The sequence below is a fragment of the Paraburkholderia sp. JPY419 genome (assembly GCF_050435705.1).
In the GTDB taxonomy this organism is placed as follows: Bacteria; Pseudomonadota; Gammaproteobacteria; order Burkholderiales; family Burkholderiaceae; genus Paraburkholderia; species Paraburkholderia youngii.
Window position 1 is genome coordinate 2,080,806 of sequence record NZ_JBNDKV010000002.1, and the last position, 15,051, is coordinate 2,095,856.

Genomic DNA, 15,051 nt, shown 5'->3' on the forward strand with positions numbered 1-15,051 from the left:
CCCGAGACCAGGAGAACCATAAGTGAACCGCTCACTCTATATCGCCGCCACCGGCATGAATGCGCAACAGGCGCAGATGGACGTGATCTCGAACAACCTCGCGAACGTCAGCACCAACGGCTTCAAGGGCTCGCGCGCGGTGTTCGAGGATCTGCTGTACCAGACCATCCGCCAGCCGGGCGCGAACTCGACGCAGCAAACCGAGCTGCCGTCCGGCATCCAGCTCGGCACCGGCGTGCAACAGGTCGCGACCGAGCGTCTGTACACGCAGGGCAACCTGCAGCAGACCGGCAACTCGAAGGACGTCGCGATCAACGGCGCGGGCTTTTTCCAGGTGCAGATGCCCGACGGCCAGACTGCCTACACGCGCGACGGTTCGTTCCAGACGAATGCGCAGGGTCAGCTCGTCACGTCGAGCGGCTACCAGGTAATTCCGGCGATTACGATCCCGAGCAATGCGACCTCGCTGACGATCGGCAGCGACGGCGCGGTGTCGATCACCGTGGCCGGCTCGAGCAATACGCAGCAGCTCGGCACGATGCAGCTCGCGACCTTCATCAACCCGGCCGGCCTCGACTCGAAGGGCGAGAACCTGTTCGCGGAGACGGCTTCGTCGGGCGCGCCGAACGTGGCGCAACCGGGTCTGAACGGCGCGGGCACGCTCAACCAGGGTTACGTGGAAGCGTCGAACGTGAACGTCGTGCAGGAGCTGGTGAACATGATCCAGACGCAGCGCGCGTACGAAATCAACAGCAAGGCCGTGACGACCTCCGACCAGATGCTGCAGACCTTGAGCCAGATGCCGGTTTGAGGACTGGAAATTTAAGGCGGTAAACGATGATGTCGCATTCCACTCGCACTCCGGTTCATTCGCGCACGGCCGTGGCGCTCGTGCAGCTCACGCTGCTCGCCGCGCTCGGCGGCTGCGCGCTCGTGCCGAAGCAACCGATCATCCAGCAGCCGATGACCGCGCTGCCGCCGGTGCCGCCGCAGGCGCAGGCGCCGGGCTCGATCTACAACCCGGGCTTCGCGGGCCGTCCGCTCTTCGAAGATCAGCGGCCGCGCAACGTGGGCGACATCATCACGATCGTGATCGCCGAGAACATCAACGCGACCAAGAACTCGGGCGCGAATGCGAGTCGCAATGGCAGCACGAACTTCAACGTGCCGACCGCGGGCTTCCTCGGCGGACTGTTCGCCAAGACCAACCTGAGCGCGACCGGCGCCAACGGCTTTGCCGGCACCGGCGGCGCGAATGCGTCGAATACCTTCAACGGCACGATCACCGTGACCGTGACCGGCGTGCAGGCAAACGGCAACCTGATCGTGAGCGGTGAGAAGCAGATGCTGATCAATCAGGGCAACGAGTTCGTGCGCTTCTCGGGTGTCGTCAATCCCAACACGATTTCCAGCCTGAATGCCGTGTACTCGACCCAGGTCGCCGACGCGAAAATCGAATACTCCGCGAAGGGCTACATCAACGAAGCGGAGACCATGGGCTGGCTGCAGCGGTTCTTCCTCAACGTGGCGCCGTGGTGACCATGGGTACTGTTTTCAACACGCTGTCGCGCGCGGGGCGCGCACTGATGTTCGTCGCGCTCGCCTGCGCGGCGCTGCCGGCCGCGACGCCCGCGCATGCCGAGCGCCTGAAGGACCTCGCGCAGATCCAGGGCGTGCGCGACAACCCGCTGATCGGCTACGGCCTCGTGGTCGGCCTCGACGGCACCGGCGACCAGACCACGCAGACGCCGTTCACGACGCAGACGCTCGCGAACATGCTCGCGAACCTCGGCATCTCGATCAACAACCAGGCGGCGGGCTCGAGCAACTCGCAATCGTCGCTGTCGAACATCCAGCTGAAGAACGTCGCCGCCGTGATGGTGACCGCGGTGCTGCCGCCGTTCGCGCGGCCGGGCGAAGCGATCGACATCACCGTGTCGTCGCTCGGCAATGCGAAGAGCCTGCGCGGCGGCACGCTGCTGCTCACGCCGCTCAAGGGCGCCGACGGCCAGGTGTATGCGCTCGGCCAGGGCAACGTCGCCGTGGGCGGCGCGGGCGCGAGCGCGAACGGCAGCAAGGTGCAGGTCAACCAGCTGGCCGCGGGGCGCGTCACCGGCGGCGCGATCGTCGAGCGCGCGGTGCCGACCGCGGTGTCGCAGGCGGGCATGATGCAGCTCGACCTGAACGACATGGACTACGACACCACACAGCGCGTCGTCGCGGCGATCGACAACGCGTTCGGCAGCGGCACCGCGACCGCGCTCGATGGCCGCACGATCCAGCTGCGCGCGCCGGCCGATCCGCAGCAGCAGGTCTCGTTCATGGCGCAATTGCAGAACCTCGAAGTGCGCCCCGGGCAAGCGGCCGCGAAGGTGATCCTGAACGCACGCACCGGCTCGATCGTGATGAACCAGATGGTCACGCTGCAGAGCTGCGCGGTCGCGCACGGCAATCTGTCGGTCGTGATCAATACGCAGCCGGTGGTGAGCCAGCCGGGCGCGTTCTCGAACGGCCGCACCGTGGTCGCGCAGCAGTCGCAGATCCAGATGAAGCAGGACAACGGCGCGCTGAAACTCGTGAATGCCGGAGCGAACCTCGCCGAAGTGGTGAAGGCGCTCAACGCGCTCGGCGCGACGCCCGCGGATCTGATGTCGATCCTGCAAGCCATGAAAGCAGCCGGTGCCTTGCGCGCCGACCTTGAAATCATCTAAGGAGCACACGAGATGAATTCCGATCCGACCAATGGCGTCAGCTCCGCCAGCGACCTGACCAGCCGGTTTGCGCTCGACGTCCAAGGCTTCGGCGCACTGAGCGCGCAGGCGAAGGCCTCGCCGCAAGCCGGCATGAAGATGGCCGCGCAGCAGTTCGACGCCGTGTTCACGCAGATGATGTTGAAGAGCATGCGCGATGCGACGCCGCAGGACAGTCCGTTCGATTCCCACGACACGGCGACCTTCACGTCGATGATGGACCAGCAGATGGCGCAACAGCTGTCGAAGCGAGGCATCGGCGTCGCCGACGCGATGCTCAAGCAGTTGATGCGCAACCAGGGCATGCAGGTGGGTGGCGCGGACGGCGCGGGCGCGGCTGGCGGTCTCGCCGGCATGGCCAACGCGCTCGGCGGCGGCAGCGGCGGCGGCGACGAAGGCCAGAGCGCCGCGCTCAACGCGCTCGCGCGCGCCTACGGCAACGCCCAGGCCAACGGCCAGCTCGCGCTGGGCCGCGGCTACTCGGCCAATAGCGCGCTGACGCCGCCGACGCGCGGCGACGGCAGCTCGCCGAAGGTCGATGCGTTCGTCGACAAGCTCGCCGCGCCGGCGCAGGCCGCGAGCGCGGCGACCGGCATTCCGGCGCGCTTCATCATCGGTCAGGCCGCGCTCGAATCGGGCTGGGGCAAGAGCGAGATCAAGAAGGCCGACGGCTCGACCAGCCACAACGTGTTCGGCATCAAGGCGGGCAACGACTGGACCGGCAAGACCGTGTCGACGGTCACGACCGAATACGTGAACGGCAAGCCGCATCGCACGGTCGAGAAATTCCGCGCGTACGACTCGTACGACGAAGCGATGACCGATTACGCGAGCCTGTTGAAGAACAATCCGCGGTACGCACAGGTGATCAATTCGTCGCGCGACGTAAACGGTTTTGCGAACGGCATGCAGCGCGCCGGTTATGCGACCGACCCGCATTACGCGAAAAAGCTGCTGTCGATCATGCAGAAAATGGGCTGATCGAACGCAGGAAATGGGGCGGATACGCTTTTAACGTTTGCGCGAGGTTTTCCGGCGAATATTTAAATTGAGCCCCTAAATTTTGGCTCGATGCTGCCGCTAACGAGTTAGACCCGATACCGGAACAGCGCTGCAAGGTCCGGTCGAACGCGTGTGTTGCGGCTTTGCATGAAGACCCTCAGAGTCGATGGCTAGGCCCTGGCACGTGCCCGCAAGAACATGCTTACCGGCAAGCCCATGGATATGAACCAGTCGAACGGCCTGATTGACACGAACGGTCAGCCGCACGTCCCGCAAGACGAGAGCCCTTCCGATTTCGGCCGCCGCAATCCGCTGGAAATCGGCGTGCAGCTGCGCAATATCGTCAATCGCGGCGATTTCCTCACGGTCGAATATTCGGGCGGGCAGCTCGTCACGCGCCTGCTCGACGTCGACGTGCGCGAGCGTACCTTCACCTTCGATTGGGGCGCGCTCGCCGAGCAGAACAAGGGGCTGCTCAGCGCCCCGCGTTGCCAGTTCCACGCGTCGCCCGACGGTGTGCGCGTCGAGTTCACGACGCCGACGCCGCGCGAGACGCGCTTCGAGGGAATGCCGGCGTTCGAGGCCGACTTCCCCGAGGTGCTGTTCTACGTGCAGCGCCGCGAGTACTTCCGCGTCGCCGCGCCGATTCTCGACCCGTTCATGTGTACGGGCCGGCTGCCCGACGGCGACACGTTCCGCTTCGAGGTGCACGACCTGTCGCTCGGCGGCGTCGGCATGCGCACGACCGACCTGCGTGTCGCCGAGCTGCCGATGGGCGCCCGCCTGATGGACTGCGAGCTCACGCTCGGCGCGCTCGGCCGTCTGTCGCTCGATCTGCAGCTCGTGTCGCATCGCTCGCTCGCGATGCCGAACGGCACGCAGCGCTATCAGCTCGGCTTCCGTTTCCTGTCGCTGCCCGGCAGCGCGGAAAACACGCTGCAGCGGCTTATCACGCAGCTCGAAATGAAGCGCCGCTCGCTCGCGCGCTGAGCCGCGAACCAAACGCGCGGCGGCCGTGCGCAAGACGCTCGGCACCGCGCGAACGTTTTTGGCCGGCGAAGCAAACGTTGCACACGCAGTGGAAGCAATCGCGCGGCAACATCGCGGCGAGCGCAAACGAGGTGGAGTGGCCCTCAATTTTTCGCACCACGGGCCGTTAAAGAGGATGTTCCACTAACACGGTGGCATGTCTGCGATGCCGCCCTTCAGGATGACGCATGTCCAGCAATCTGTTGAATATCGGCCTTAGCGGACTCAACGCGGCCCAATGGGGTTTGACGACGACTGGTGAGAACATCAGCAACGCGTCGACACCCGGCTATACGATGGAAACTCCGGTGTATTCGGAGGTGGGCGGCAACTATACGGGCTCCGGCTACATGCCGATGGGCGTGTCCACCGACACCATCACGCGCGCGTATAGCCAGTACCTGACGACCGAGCTCAACAACGCGCAGTCGTGGAGCAGCTCGCTCAGCACGTACAACACGATGATCAGCCAGCTCAACAACCTCGTCGGCAGTCCGACTGGGGGGATTGCGAGCGCGATCAGCGGTTACTTCACGGGGCTGCAGAACGTCGCCAACGACGCGTCGAGCGTGGCGACGCGACAAACCGCGATCAGCGACGCACAGACGCTTGCGAACCAGATCAATGCGGCTGGCCAGCAATACGACCAGTTGCGCGCGAGCGTCAACACGCAGATGAGCGACGCGGTCACGAAGATCAACACCTTCACGGCGCAGATCGCGTCGCTGAATACGCAGATCACGCAGGCGAGCAGCCAGGGCCAACCGCCGAACCAGCTGCTCGACCAACGCGACCTGGCGGTGTCGAACCTGTCGCAGCTGATCGGCGTGTCGGTCGTGCAGGACAACGGCAGCTATAGCCTGTTCATGTCGAACGGACAGCCGCTCGTGCTGGCCGGCAACAGCTTCAACCTCGGCACGGCGACTTCGTCGGGCGATCCGACCGAGCTGTCGGTCCAGTATCTCGGCCAGGTTGGCGCGAAGCCGACCCCCACTCCGCAGACGCTGTCCGACAGCAGCGTGTCCGGCGGCACGCTGGGCGGCCTGCTGCAATTCCGCTCGCAAACGCTCGATCCGGCCGAGGCGCAACTCGGTGCGATCGCGACCAGCTTCGCCGCGCAGGTCAATGCGCAGAACGAACTCGGCCTGACGCTGAACGGCACCGCGGGCGGCGCGCTGTTCACCGTGGGCTCGCCGACCGTGTACGCGAACTCGCAGAACAGCGGCACCGCGACGCTCGGCGTCTCGTTCGCCGACGCGAGCCAGCCGACCACGGGCGACTACACGCTGTCGTACAACGGCAGCGCCTACACGCTGACCGACAACCAGACCGGCAGCATCGTCGGCTCGGCGGCGGACCTGACCAAGCCGATCGGCGGCCTGCAGTTCTCGGTCGCGAGCGGCACGATGAACGCCGGCGACTCGTTCTCTGTCGAGCCGACCCGCGGCGCGCTGAACGGCTTCGCGCTGACCACCACGGCGGGCTCGGCGATCGCGGCCGCGGCGCCGGTGCTCGCGTCGGCGTCGACGTCGAACACCGGCAGCGGGACGATCACGCAAGGTACGGTAACGGCCGGCTATAGCGCGCCGACCAGCGCGTCGAAGATCACCTACACCGCGGGCACCGGCCTCACTGGTTTCCCGATCGGCTCGGTGGTGACGGTCGCCGGCTCGCCGTCCACGTCGTACACGATCAACACGGCGACGGACGCAGTGCCGTACTCGCCGAATTCGGGCGCGACGCTGACCATCACCAACCCGAACAATTCGACGAACGCGGGCGTGATGAACAACGTAACGGTCACGATCAGCGGCACGCCCGCCAACGGCGACTCGTTCACGATCGGACCGAACACCGGCGCGACCAACGACGGCCGCAACGCACAGCTGCTGTCGAACCTGACCTCGGCGAAGGTGCTGGCAGGAGGCACCGCGACCCTGACGAGCGCGTACGCGAGCTACGTCAACAACATCGGCAACCAGGCCACGCAGATCCAGGCGATGGCGACGACGCAAAGCTCGCTCGTCACGCAGATCACGTCGGCGCAGCAGTCGGTGTCGGGCGTCAATATCAATGAGGAAGCGGCTAACCTGCTTCAATACCAGCAGCTCTATCAGGCCAACAGCAAGGTCATCCAGACGGCGCAGACGCTGTTCCAGACTTTGCTTGGCATCTTCTCGTAAGGCGTTGAACCATGCGAATTTCTTCCCAGCAGTACTTCAGCATGAACGTCGCGAACATGAGCAATCAGCAGGCTCAGTTGTCGCAGATCTATGAGGAAATCTCGAGCGGCCAGAGCCTGACCACGCCCGCCGACAATCCGCTCGGCGCCGCGCAGGCCGTGCAGCTCAGCTCGACGGCGGCCGCGCTGTCGCAGTACACGACGAACCAGGGCACGGCGCTCGCGTCGTTGCAGGCGGAGGACTCGACGCTCACCACCGTCATGACGACGCTGCAAACCGCGAACACGCTAGGTCTGCGCGCCGGCGACGGCGGCTTGAACGATGCCGACCGCACCGCGATCGCCGCGCAGCTGACGACCTTGCGCGATCAGCTCGTCACCTACGCGAATGCGACCGACGGCGCCGGCAATGCGTTGTTCGCCGGCTTCCAGAATTCGACCCATGCCTTCACGACCGACCCGGCCGGCAATGTCACTTACACGGGCGACACCGGCTCGCGCACGGTGCAGCTCACCGATAGCAATGCAGTCGCGACCGGCGACAACGGGCGGTCGGTATTCATGAGCGTCGGCGCGATCAACCCGCAGCCGATCGCCTCGGCCGTCTCGGGCAATACCGGCTCCGGCGTGATCGGCGCAGTGACGGTCAACGACCCGACCAACGCCCTGAATGCGGACTCGTACCAGATCCAGTTCAGCGGCAGCGGCAGCTCGATGACCTACACGGTCACCGACACGACCACCGGCATCGCGGGTACGGCACAGCCCTACGCGGCGGGCACGGGCATCACCATCGCCGGGCAGAGCGTCGAAATCACCGGCACGCCGGCCGCCAACGACAAATTCACGGTGCAGCCGGCCAGCCAGGCGGGCACCAACGTGTTCGCGAACCTGAATGCAATGATCGCGGCGCTTCAGCAGCCGGTCAGCGGCAATCCCACGGCCGCGGCATCGCTGCAGAACGCGTTGAACACGGGCCTGGCGCAGCTCGGCAACACGCTGAACAACATCACCGCGGTGCAGGCTTCGGTGGGCGGGCGCGAGCAGGAAGTGCAGGCGTTGCAAACGGTCACTCAGACCAACAGCACGCAAACGTCCAGTGAACTCGCGAACCTGACCTCGACCGACCTGGTCAAGACGATCAGCCAGTACACGATGCAGCAGGCGGCATTGCAGGCGTCGCAGCAGGCGTTCGTGAAGATCCAGGGCATGTCGCTGTTCCAGTACATCGGCAACTGATGCCGCTTCGGCGCGGCAATGAAAAAACCGGCGAGAGCCGGTTTTTTTCCGTCCGCGCTTTCGGGATTGCCGCGGCGCTACTTCAGCCCCGCTGCGATCCGCCCCATCTCATCGATGCCGCTGTCGAACAGCCGCACGAAGAACGGAATCATGTTCGGCAGCATCAGCTGCACGAGCAGCAGGCCGACCAGCATCGTCAGCGGAAAGCCGATCTGGAATACGCCGATCTGCGGCGCCGCGCGATTGAGAATGCCGAGCGCCAGGTTGGCGATCAGCAGCGCGACGACGACCGGCAACGACAGCAGCAGCCCCGCCGAAAAGATCGAGCCGCCCCAGTTCGCGAGCGTTTGCCAGCCGTGCGCCGCGAGCAGGTTGGCCGACACCGGCACCGACTGGAACGTCGTGACGAGCGCGGCGATCATCTGCAGATGACCATCGACGGCGAGAAATGCCAGCGTCGCGATCGTCGTCATATAGCGCGAGATCACGACGCCCGAGCCGGTCGCCTGCTGGTCGAAGAAGGTCGCGAAGCCGAGACCCATGCCGAGGCCGATGAAATAGCCGGTCGCGTCGATCGCCTGGAACACGATCTGCATCGTCACGCCGAGCGCGATGCCGATCAGGAACTGGTTGGCGAGAATCCACACGCCGTCAGCCGAAAACACGGTGACCTGCGGCAGCGCGCCGATCGTCGGCGCGACGATGATCGTCGTGAACGCTGCGAGGCCGATCTTCACGCGCGAGGGCAGCGACGAATTGCCGAACACCGGCGCGGTCGCGATCAGCGCGGCGATGCGCGCGAACGGCCACAGGAACGCGGTCAGCCAGACGTTCAGTTGCGCGTAGGTGACCGTGAACATGGAGCGGGGAGGGCGGACGTGCGAGCAGCGCTCAGTTGACGAGCGTCGGAATGCTGGTGAGCGTGTGGCGCAGATAGTCGAGCATCGTGGTCAGCATCCACGGTCCGGCGATCACCAGCGTGGCCGCGATCGCGAGCAGCTTCGGGATGAACGACAAGGTGCTCTCGTTGATCTGCGTGGCCGCCTGGAACAGGCTCACGACCAGACCGACGACGAGCGCGACGAGCAGCAGCGGGGCGGCCATCATGAGGCCGACATACATGGCCTGGTGGGCCAGCGTCATGACTGCTTCGGGTGTCATCGTGAGTACCTGAAGAACGAGGAGTCGAAAATAATCAGACGAAGCTCTGCGCGAGCGAGCCGAGCAGCAACTGCCAGCCGTCGACGAGCACGAACAGCATCAGCTTGAACGGCAGCGAAATCGTCGCCGGCGACACCATCATCATACCCATCGACATCAGCACGCTCGCGACCACCATGTCGATGATCAGGAACGGAATGAAGATCGTGAAGCCGATCGTGAAGCCGGTTTTCAACTCGCTCGTCACGAACGACGGCACCAGCAGCGACAGCGGCACGTCTTCAGGCCCCTGCATCGGCGCCGCGTGCGAGATGCGCGCGAACAGTGCCAGGTCGCTCTCGCGGGTCTGGCGCAGCATGAAGGTCTTGAACGGCGCGACGCCGCGCGACACCGCCTGGTCCATCGGCAGCGTGCCTTCGGAAAACGGCTTGTAGCCTTCGTTATAGGCCTTATCGAGCACCGGCGACATCACGAAAAACGTCAGAAACAGCGCAAGACCGACGAGCACCTGGTTCGGCGGCGTCGTGGTCGTGCCGAGCGCCTGGCGCAGCAGCGACAACACGATCACGATGCGCGTGAAGCTCGTCATCATCAGCACCATCGCGGGCAGGAACGACAGCATCGTGAGCAGCAGCATCGTCTGCACGCTCAGCGAGTAGGTCGTGCCGCCGTTCGGGCCGGGGCTCGTCGTGAAGGCCGGCAGGCCAGCGGTTTGCGCGAACGACAGCGTCGGCAGCGCGACCAGCAGTGCCGGCAGCGCGAGTCGAAGCACTGCGGGGAGCGAGCGCGCCGCACGGCGCGATAGCGTGAAGAACCAACTTGACTGCCTGAAACTGACCTGCATTACCGATCCCCGCCGCGGTGCGCGTTGAAACGTTTGCCCACTTCGCCCTTCATGGCGTCGCGAAAGCGTTGACCAAAGGTGCCGGAAAGCGGTGCGGGCGAAGCAGCAACCGTATCGGCCGCGACGGAACCCGCCGGCATCGTATGCAGCAGCCGCACGTTGCCGGGCGCAGCGCCGAGCACGAGCCACGTATCGCCGATCTCGACGACCGCGACGCGCTCCTTGCCGCCGAGCGAAGTGCCGCCCACGGTCTTCACGAGGCCGCCGCGCTGGTTCGGTTGCAGGCCGAAGCGTCGCGCGAGCCATGCGCAGCCGAACACGAGGCCGATCACGACCGCGAGCCCGACGAAGGTTTGCAGCACCGCGCCGACGCCGAGCGCCGGCACCGCGCTACCCGCGCCGACCCCCGAGGCGATCTTCGCGGCGTTGTTGACCGCGTTCATGTCGGCGGCGTGAGCGACGCTGGACGCGATGAGCGGCGCGAGCAACACGCCGCGACCTGCCAAACGTTTCATCGATTGAGTTTCCGGATGCGTTCGGACGGCGTGATGATGTCGGTCAGCCGGATACCGAACTTGTCGTTGACGACCACCACTTCGCCCTGCGCGATCAGACAGCCGTTGACGAGCACGTCCATCGGCTCGCCGGCCATGCCGTCGAGTTCGACGACCGAGCCCTGCGCGAGCTGCAGCAGATTGCGGATCGCGATCTTGGTGCGGCCGAGCTCGACCGTCATCTGGACGGGGATGTCCAGGATCATGTCGATATCGTTGTGCGTCGCGGTCGGCTCGACCTTCGACAGCGGCTGGAACACACCGGCCGCGGCCGGGTTGACCTCGGCGTTGCCGTTCTGCTCGGCGAGCGCGCTCGCCCAGTCGTCCATCGCCGCGTCGTCTTCCGCGGCGGACAGCGCGCCGGCGGCGAGTTGCTCGGCTGCCTCGAGATCGCTCTCGGGCTTTGCGTTCAGGTCACTCATATCCACCTTCCTTCATCGTGTCGGCTGCGCTGATCATCTTCTGGACCCGCAACGCGTACTGACCATTGAAAATTCCGTAGCCGCATTCCATCACCGGCACGCCGTCGACTTTCGCGGTGATGTGCTCGGGGATGTTGATCGGCAGAACATCGCCTTTGCGCATGTTCAGGATCTGTTCGAACGTGACCGGCACCTGCGCGAGGTCGGCGGTCAGCTGCACTTCGGCAGCCTGCACCTGCTGCGACAGCACGCGCACCCAGCGCCGATCGACGTCCATCGCTTCGCCCTGGATCGGCGACGACAGCACGTCGCGGATCGGCTCGATCATCGAGTACGGCATGCAGATGTGCAGCGTGCCGCCCGTCGAGCCGAACTCGATCGAAAACTGGGTGACGATGACGATTTCGTTCGGCGTCGCGACGTTGGCGAATTGCGTGTGCATTTCCGAGCGCACGTATTCGAACTGCAGCGGGCGCACGCTCTTCCACGACGCGGCGTAGTGCTCGAATGTCAGATTGAGCAGCTTCGTGATGATGCGCTGCTCGGTCTGCGTGAAATCGCGTCCTTCGACGCGCGTATGGAAACGCCCGTCGCCGCCGAACAGGTTATCGACCACGAAGAACACGAGGTTCGGATCGAACACGAACAGCGACGTGCCGCGTAGCGGCTTCACGTGGACCAGGTTCAGATTGGTTGGGATCGGCAGGTTGCGCGTGAATTCGCTGTACTTCTGCACCTTCACCGGGCCGACGGAGATTTCCGCCGAGCGCCGCATGAAGTTGAAGATGCCGACGCGCAACAGGCGCGCGAAGCGGTCGTTGATGATTTCGAGGCCCGGCATCCGGCCACGGACGATGCGTTCCTGCGTCGCGATGTTGTACGGGCGTACGCCCGTGCGGTCGTTTTGCTCGGATTCCGCGTCGGATTCGCCGGTGACGCCCTTAAGAAGGGCATCGACCTCCTCCTGGGACATGAACTCTTCATGGCTCATTGCTTATTCCTCGTGCGTCCCTTGGCGATTGATGATGGCAGTGCTGGACAAGGTCACGTCACTGCACGACGAACTCGGTGAACAGCACGTCCTGCACGCGGATCGGTGCGGCGCCCCGCTCGGTCGGCTCGGAGATCAGCGTCTTTAGCTCTTGGGCGAGCGCGCGCTTGCCTTCGAGCGGCGCGAGTTCTTCGGGGTGCTTGTTCGACAGCGCGAGCAGGATGCGGCTGCGCACTTCCGGCATGTGATCGGTGAGCGCCTGCTGGGTGCCGGCGTCGCCGAGCTTCAGCGTGAGGCCGATGCGCAGGAAGTGTTGCTGGCCGTCGTCCGATTGCAGGTTGACGGTCATCGATTCGAGCGGGAAGAACAGCGGCACGGCGGACTGCGCCGGCGCGGCTTCGGCCGATACGGCGACGGGTGCGCGCTTTGACATAAAGAACCACACGCCGGCACCGGCAGCGCCCGCGGCGATCAGCGCAATGAGGCCGATCAGGATGATGCGCTTCGTGGGGCCCGGCGAGGCGGGCGCGGCTTGTTGCGGGGCGGTCGTAGTTGCCATTTGGGTTGCCAGCCTGGTGCTGGCGTAGTAAGGGTTAGGGTGATTGTTGTTGATTTGCCTGCGGCGCTATGGGTCGAAAAGAAGGGCTATTTCTGGCTATTTCTGGGTGTTTCCAGTTTTTGGTTGTTTTTTTCTTGTCTTTATTCTTGGCGGTGTTGGCCTTTCCTTGCTTTCTTATCGGTCTATTAGCGTTGCCCCTGTGCGGGGCGGCACCTACTTTCTTTGCTGCTGCAAAGAAAGTAGGCAAAGAAGACAGCTAAAACCGCCAGCTCATAAGCGGGTCCCCTGGCTTGGCAGGGTTAGTGGTGCATCTGGAATCCGTGCCCCCGCACATTCCCCGTTCGTGACAAAGCCATCATCCCTCCCACTCCGCACTACGTGCGTCGCGGACGGGTCTGCCCGGGAAACCGGCGGGCTCGCCCGCGCAGCGGGAGCCCTCGGCTGCGCCTCGGCGACACGCCGAAATGACCAATGGTTTGAGAACAGTGCTTCGGCGCGCGGAGCGCCGCCGGAAGGATGACTGCCTTGTCACTGACGCGGAATGTGCGGGAGCACGGATTCCAGATGCACCACTACCTTGTGTGGACCGAGGGACCCGCTTAAGAGTTAGCGGTTTTAGCTGTCTTCTTTGCCTACTTTCTTTGCAGCAGCAAAGAAAGTAGGTGCCGCCCCGCACAGGGGCAACGCTAATAGACCGACAAGCCAGCAAGGAAAGGCCAACAAAGCCAGAACAACGACAAAAAAGCGCCCCGCCTCGCTTCAGGCAAAAGTATCGACTAATCCAACCTGCCGCCGCACGGCAACATTAGCGATGGCATCGCTGGAGTCCCCCGAACTGTCCCCTGCAAGGGAGCCACCATTACCACTACCGTCGCCCTTCCCATTCGACCCACCCGCGCCAGCGTTCCGCTGCTGTTGCCCGCTCTGCCGGGCAAACCCATCACTCACACTCGCGCTGCCAAGCCCTATCCCATTGGACTCCATCGCCTCGCGAAGCTTCGGCAACGCCGCCTCGACCGCTTCCCGCACCGACTGGTGCTGCGACACGAACAGCGCATGCGCATGGTTATCCGCCACCTGCAACACGACCTGCAACGGCCCCAGATCCTTCGGATTGAGCGTCAGCTCAGCACTCTGCGAATGCGCATTCGACAAAAACACCACCTTCTGGCTCAACGCTTCTTCCCACGCGCTCGTGCCGACCTGCGGCGTCAACGCGTTCGCGGCGGCGGCAGCACTCGCGTTGCCGGTGCTCTGCACCGCCGCCGTCGTGCTAGAAGCGTTCGCTGCCGCCTGCGCCGCGGCCAGCGCGCTGTTCGCCGCCTCGGACGCGCTGCGCGCCGATGCGACGTTGTCAGCCTGGCCGCTCGTCGCGGCCGCGGCGCTCATGGCGTCGGCGGCCGACTTCGCTGTCGATGGATCGGCCAGCGCGGTCGCGGCGGTCGCGGCGGTCGTCGGCGTCGTGTGGATGGTCGAGGTGCCCTTGCCGGTGCCGTTGCCGACCGTCTTGTCGTCCGAGGTGCCGTTCAGGTCATTTTTCGTGTTGCTAAGGCCGCGCACCGCGCTCGATACGCTCGCGGCTTTCGCAGCCGCGCCGCTGGCGAGCGCGGCCGCAGGCACCGCGCCCTGGCCGCTCGATAGCGCGGACAGCGCACTCTGCAACGCATCCTGCAGCGACTTCGGATCGACCGCGCCTTTCCCGCTCGCCGCGGCGGCCGTGAGCGCGCTCGTGGCGGTGCCGGCCAGCGCGCTCACCGCGTCGGCCGCGGAGCTTGCGGCATCGGTCACGGTGGTCGCGTTCGCATCGGCGGCGTTATTGACGGCGGCGTGTGCCTGCGCTTGCGCCTGGGCCTGGGCGGCAGCCGCCGCGGCGGCGAGCGCGCCAGCGTCGGTCTGCGCCTTGGTGTCTTGCTGCGTGGTTTGCGTCGTGGTCGAGTGGCTGTTCGATGCCTGCTGCGTGGGTGTCGCCGGCGTCGCGGACGACGATGAAGCGCTGCTGCTCGCCGCGTTGCTAGCCGCGTTGCTCGTCGTGCCGCTGGCGTCCTGGCCGCTGCTCGCGTTCTGCCGCGACGGAGCGAGCGCCGGCGCCGGCGCGGGTGCGCTGGGCGCGCTCGGTGCCGAGGCTTGCGACGCCTTCGCTGAACCGGTCTGCTGTTGATTCGCGCTGTTCTGCTGGTCGATGCTCTGCTGCAAGGTCTGCGCGAACGGGGTCGGGCTCGCGGCGTTCGCGGCCGCGCTGCTCGAGCCATTGCTGCTCGTGTCGAGCAGCGTGCTCAGTTGCGAGCCGATCTGTGAAAGAAGCGACATAAAGAATCCTG

General features: G+C 65.1%; 15 protein-coding genes. 7 read left to right on the forward strand and 8 right to left on the reverse strand.

The genetic code is table 11. From position 1 onward, the window contains the following. The first annotated feature begins 22 nt into the window (after positions 1–22). From flgG to flgL, 7 genes are all read left to right on the forward strand, one after another. Positions 23–811 (forward strand): flagellar basal-body rod protein FlgG, encoded by a 789-nt coding sequence (flgG, locus tag QFZ91_RS15595; RefSeq protein WP_176109990.1) that lies wholly within the window; start codon positions 23–25, stop codon positions 809–811. A gap of 29 nt (positions 812–840) precedes the next feature. Then, a complete protein-coding gene (flgH, locus tag QFZ91_RS15600; RefSeq protein ID WP_429568653.1) occupies positions 841–1,539 on the forward strand; it encodes a flagellar basal body L-ring protein FlgH in 699 nt (232 codons plus the stop codon). A gap of 2 nt (positions 1,540–1,541) precedes the next feature. Then, on the forward strand, positions 1,542–2,711 hold the full coding sequence (locus tag QFZ91_RS15605) for a flagellar basal body P-ring protein FlgI (RefSeq protein WP_281375070.1): 1,170 nt from the start codon (positions 1,542–1,544) through the stop codon (positions 2,709–2,711). 12 nt (positions 2,712–2,723) lie between these two features. After that, positions 2,724–3,731 carry a flagellar assembly peptidoglycan hydrolase FlgJ gene (flgJ, locus tag QFZ91_RS15610; protein WP_429567745.1) on the forward strand — a complete coding sequence of 336 codons (1,008 nt, stop codon included), beginning with the start codon at positions 2,724–2,726 and terminating at the stop codon, positions 3,729–3,731. A gap of 237 nt (positions 3,732–3,968) precedes the next feature. Further along, the gene (locus tag QFZ91_RS15615; RefSeq protein ID WP_429567746.1) at positions 3,969–4,742 is read left to right on the forward strand and encodes a flagellar brake protein; all 774 of its coding nucleotides are present in this window, start codon (positions 3,969–3,971) and stop codon (positions 4,740–4,742) included. 227 nt (positions 4,743–4,969) lie between these two features. Then, positions 4,970–6,964 (forward strand): flagellar hook-associated protein FlgK, encoded by a 1,995-nt coding sequence (flgK, locus tag QFZ91_RS15620; protein WP_429567747.1) that lies wholly within the window; start codon positions 4,970–4,972, stop codon positions 6,962–6,964. 11 nt (positions 6,965–6,975) lie between these two features. Continuing rightward, the gene (flgL, locus tag QFZ91_RS15625) at positions 6,976–8,202 is read left to right on the forward strand and encodes a flagellar hook-associated protein FlgL (protein WP_429567748.1); all 1,227 of its coding nucleotides are present in this window, start codon (positions 6,976–6,978) and stop codon (positions 8,200–8,202) included. Between the two features lie 77 nt (positions 8,203–8,279). On the opposite strand, the gene fliR is transcribed toward flgL, so the two are convergent. The 8 genes from fliR to QFZ91_RS15665 form a co-directional block, all read right to left on the reverse strand. Beyond that, a complete protein-coding gene (gene fliR / locus QFZ91_RS15630; protein WP_429567749.1) occupies positions 8,280–9,062 on the reverse strand; it encodes a flagellar biosynthetic protein FliR in 783 nt (260 codons plus the stop codon). Positions 9,063–9,093: 31 nt separating this feature from the next. Further along, positions 9,094–9,363 (reverse strand): flagellar biosynthesis protein FliQ, encoded by a 270-nt coding sequence (gene fliQ / locus QFZ91_RS15635; RefSeq protein WP_176109996.1) that lies wholly within the window; start codon positions 9,361–9,363, stop codon positions 9,094–9,096. A 34-nt stretch (positions 9,364–9,397) separates the two neighbouring features. Next, positions 9,398–10,207, reverse strand: a complete 810-nt coding sequence (fliP, locus tag QFZ91_RS15640) for a flagellar type III secretion system pore protein FliP (protein ID WP_429567750.1) — start codon at positions 10,205–10,207, stop codon at positions 9,398–9,400. After that, complete coding sequence (gene fliO / locus QFZ91_RS15645; protein ID WP_429567751.1) at positions 10,207–10,722, reverse strand: flagellar biosynthetic protein FliO; 516 nt, start codon at positions 10,720–10,722, stop codon at positions 10,207–10,209. The genes fliP and fliO overlap by 1 nt, the downstream gene beginning before the upstream one ends. After that, positions 10,719–11,183 (reverse strand): flagellar motor switch protein FliN, encoded by a 465-nt coding sequence (gene fliN / locus QFZ91_RS15650; RefSeq protein ID WP_013090866.1) that lies wholly within the window; start codon positions 11,181–11,183, stop codon positions 10,719–10,721. The genes fliO and fliN overlap by 4 nt, the downstream gene beginning before the upstream one ends. Next, complete coding sequence (gene fliM, locus QFZ91_RS15655; protein WP_429567752.1) at positions 11,176–12,174, reverse strand: flagellar motor switch protein FliM; 999 nt, start codon at positions 12,172–12,174, stop codon at positions 11,176–11,178. The genes fliN and fliM overlap by 8 nt, the downstream gene beginning before the upstream one ends. Positions 12,175–12,232: 58 nt before the next feature. Then, positions 12,233–12,733 (reverse strand): flagellar basal body-associated protein FliL, encoded by a 501-nt coding sequence (fliL, locus tag QFZ91_RS15660; protein ID WP_429567753.1) that lies wholly within the window; start codon positions 12,731–12,733, stop codon positions 12,233–12,235. Positions 12,734–13,492: 759 nt separating this feature from the next. Then, positions 13,493–15,040: a flagellar hook-length control protein FliK gene (locus QFZ91_RS15665; RefSeq protein WP_429567754.1), complete on the reverse strand. Its 1,548-nt coding sequence runs from the start codon at positions 15,038–15,040 to the stop codon at positions 13,493–13,495. Positions 15,041–15,051: the final 11 nt, after the last annotated feature.

Excerpts from the sequence above, each read along its gene's own strand:
- fliM (WP_429567752.1), bottom strand. The coding sequence starts at position 12,174 with ATGAGCCATGAAGAGTTCATGTCCCAGGAGGAGGTCGATGCCCTTCTT.
- fliL (WP_429567753.1), bottom strand. The coding sequence starts at position 12,733 with ATGGCAACTACGACCGCCCCGCAACAAGCCGCGCCCGCCTCGCCGGGC.
- flgJ (WP_429567745.1), top strand. The coding sequence starts at position 2,724 with ATGAATTCCGATCCGACCAATGGCGTCAGCTCCGCCAGCGACCTGACC.
- flgK (WP_429567747.1), top strand. The coding sequence starts at position 4,970 with ATGTCCAGCAATCTGTTGAATATCGGCCTTAGCGGACTCAACGCGGCC.
- flgH (WP_429568653.1), top strand. The coding sequence starts at position 841 with ATGTCGCATTCCACTCGCACTCCGGTTCATTCGCGCACGGCCGTGGCG.
- fliR (WP_429567749.1), bottom strand. The coding sequence starts at position 9,062 with ATGTTCACGGTCACCTACGCGCAACTGAACGTCTGGCTGACCGCGTTC.
- fliP (WP_429567750.1), bottom strand. The coding sequence starts at position 10,207 with ATGCAGGTCAGTTTCAGGCAGTCAAGTTGGTTCTTCACGCTATCGCGC.
- fliO (WP_429567751.1), bottom strand. The coding sequence starts at position 10,722 with ATGAAACGTTTGGCAGGTCGCGGCGTGTTGCTCGCGCCGCTCATCGCG.
- QFZ91_RS15615 (WP_429567746.1), top strand. The coding sequence starts at position 3,969 with ATGGATATGAACCAGTCGAACGGCCTGATTGACACGAACGGTCAGCCG.
- QFZ91_RS15605 (WP_281375070.1), top strand. The coding sequence starts at position 1,542 with ATGGGTACTGTTTTCAACACGCTGTCGCGCGCGGGGCGCGCACTGATG.
- fliQ (WP_176109996.1), bottom strand. The coding sequence starts at position 9,363 with ATGACACCCGAAGCAGTCATGACGCTGGCCCACCAGGCCATGTATGTC.
- flgL (WP_429567748.1), top strand. The coding sequence starts at position 6,976 with ATGCGAATTTCTTCCCAGCAGTACTTCAGCATGAACGTCGCGAACATG.
- fliN (WP_013090866.1), bottom strand. The coding sequence starts at position 11,183 with ATGAGTGACCTGAACGCAAAGCCCGAGAGCGATCTCGAGGCAGCCGAG.
- QFZ91_RS15665 (WP_429567754.1), bottom strand. The coding sequence starts at position 15,040 with ATGTCGCTTCTTTCACAGATCGGCTCGCAACTGAGCACGCTGCTCGAC.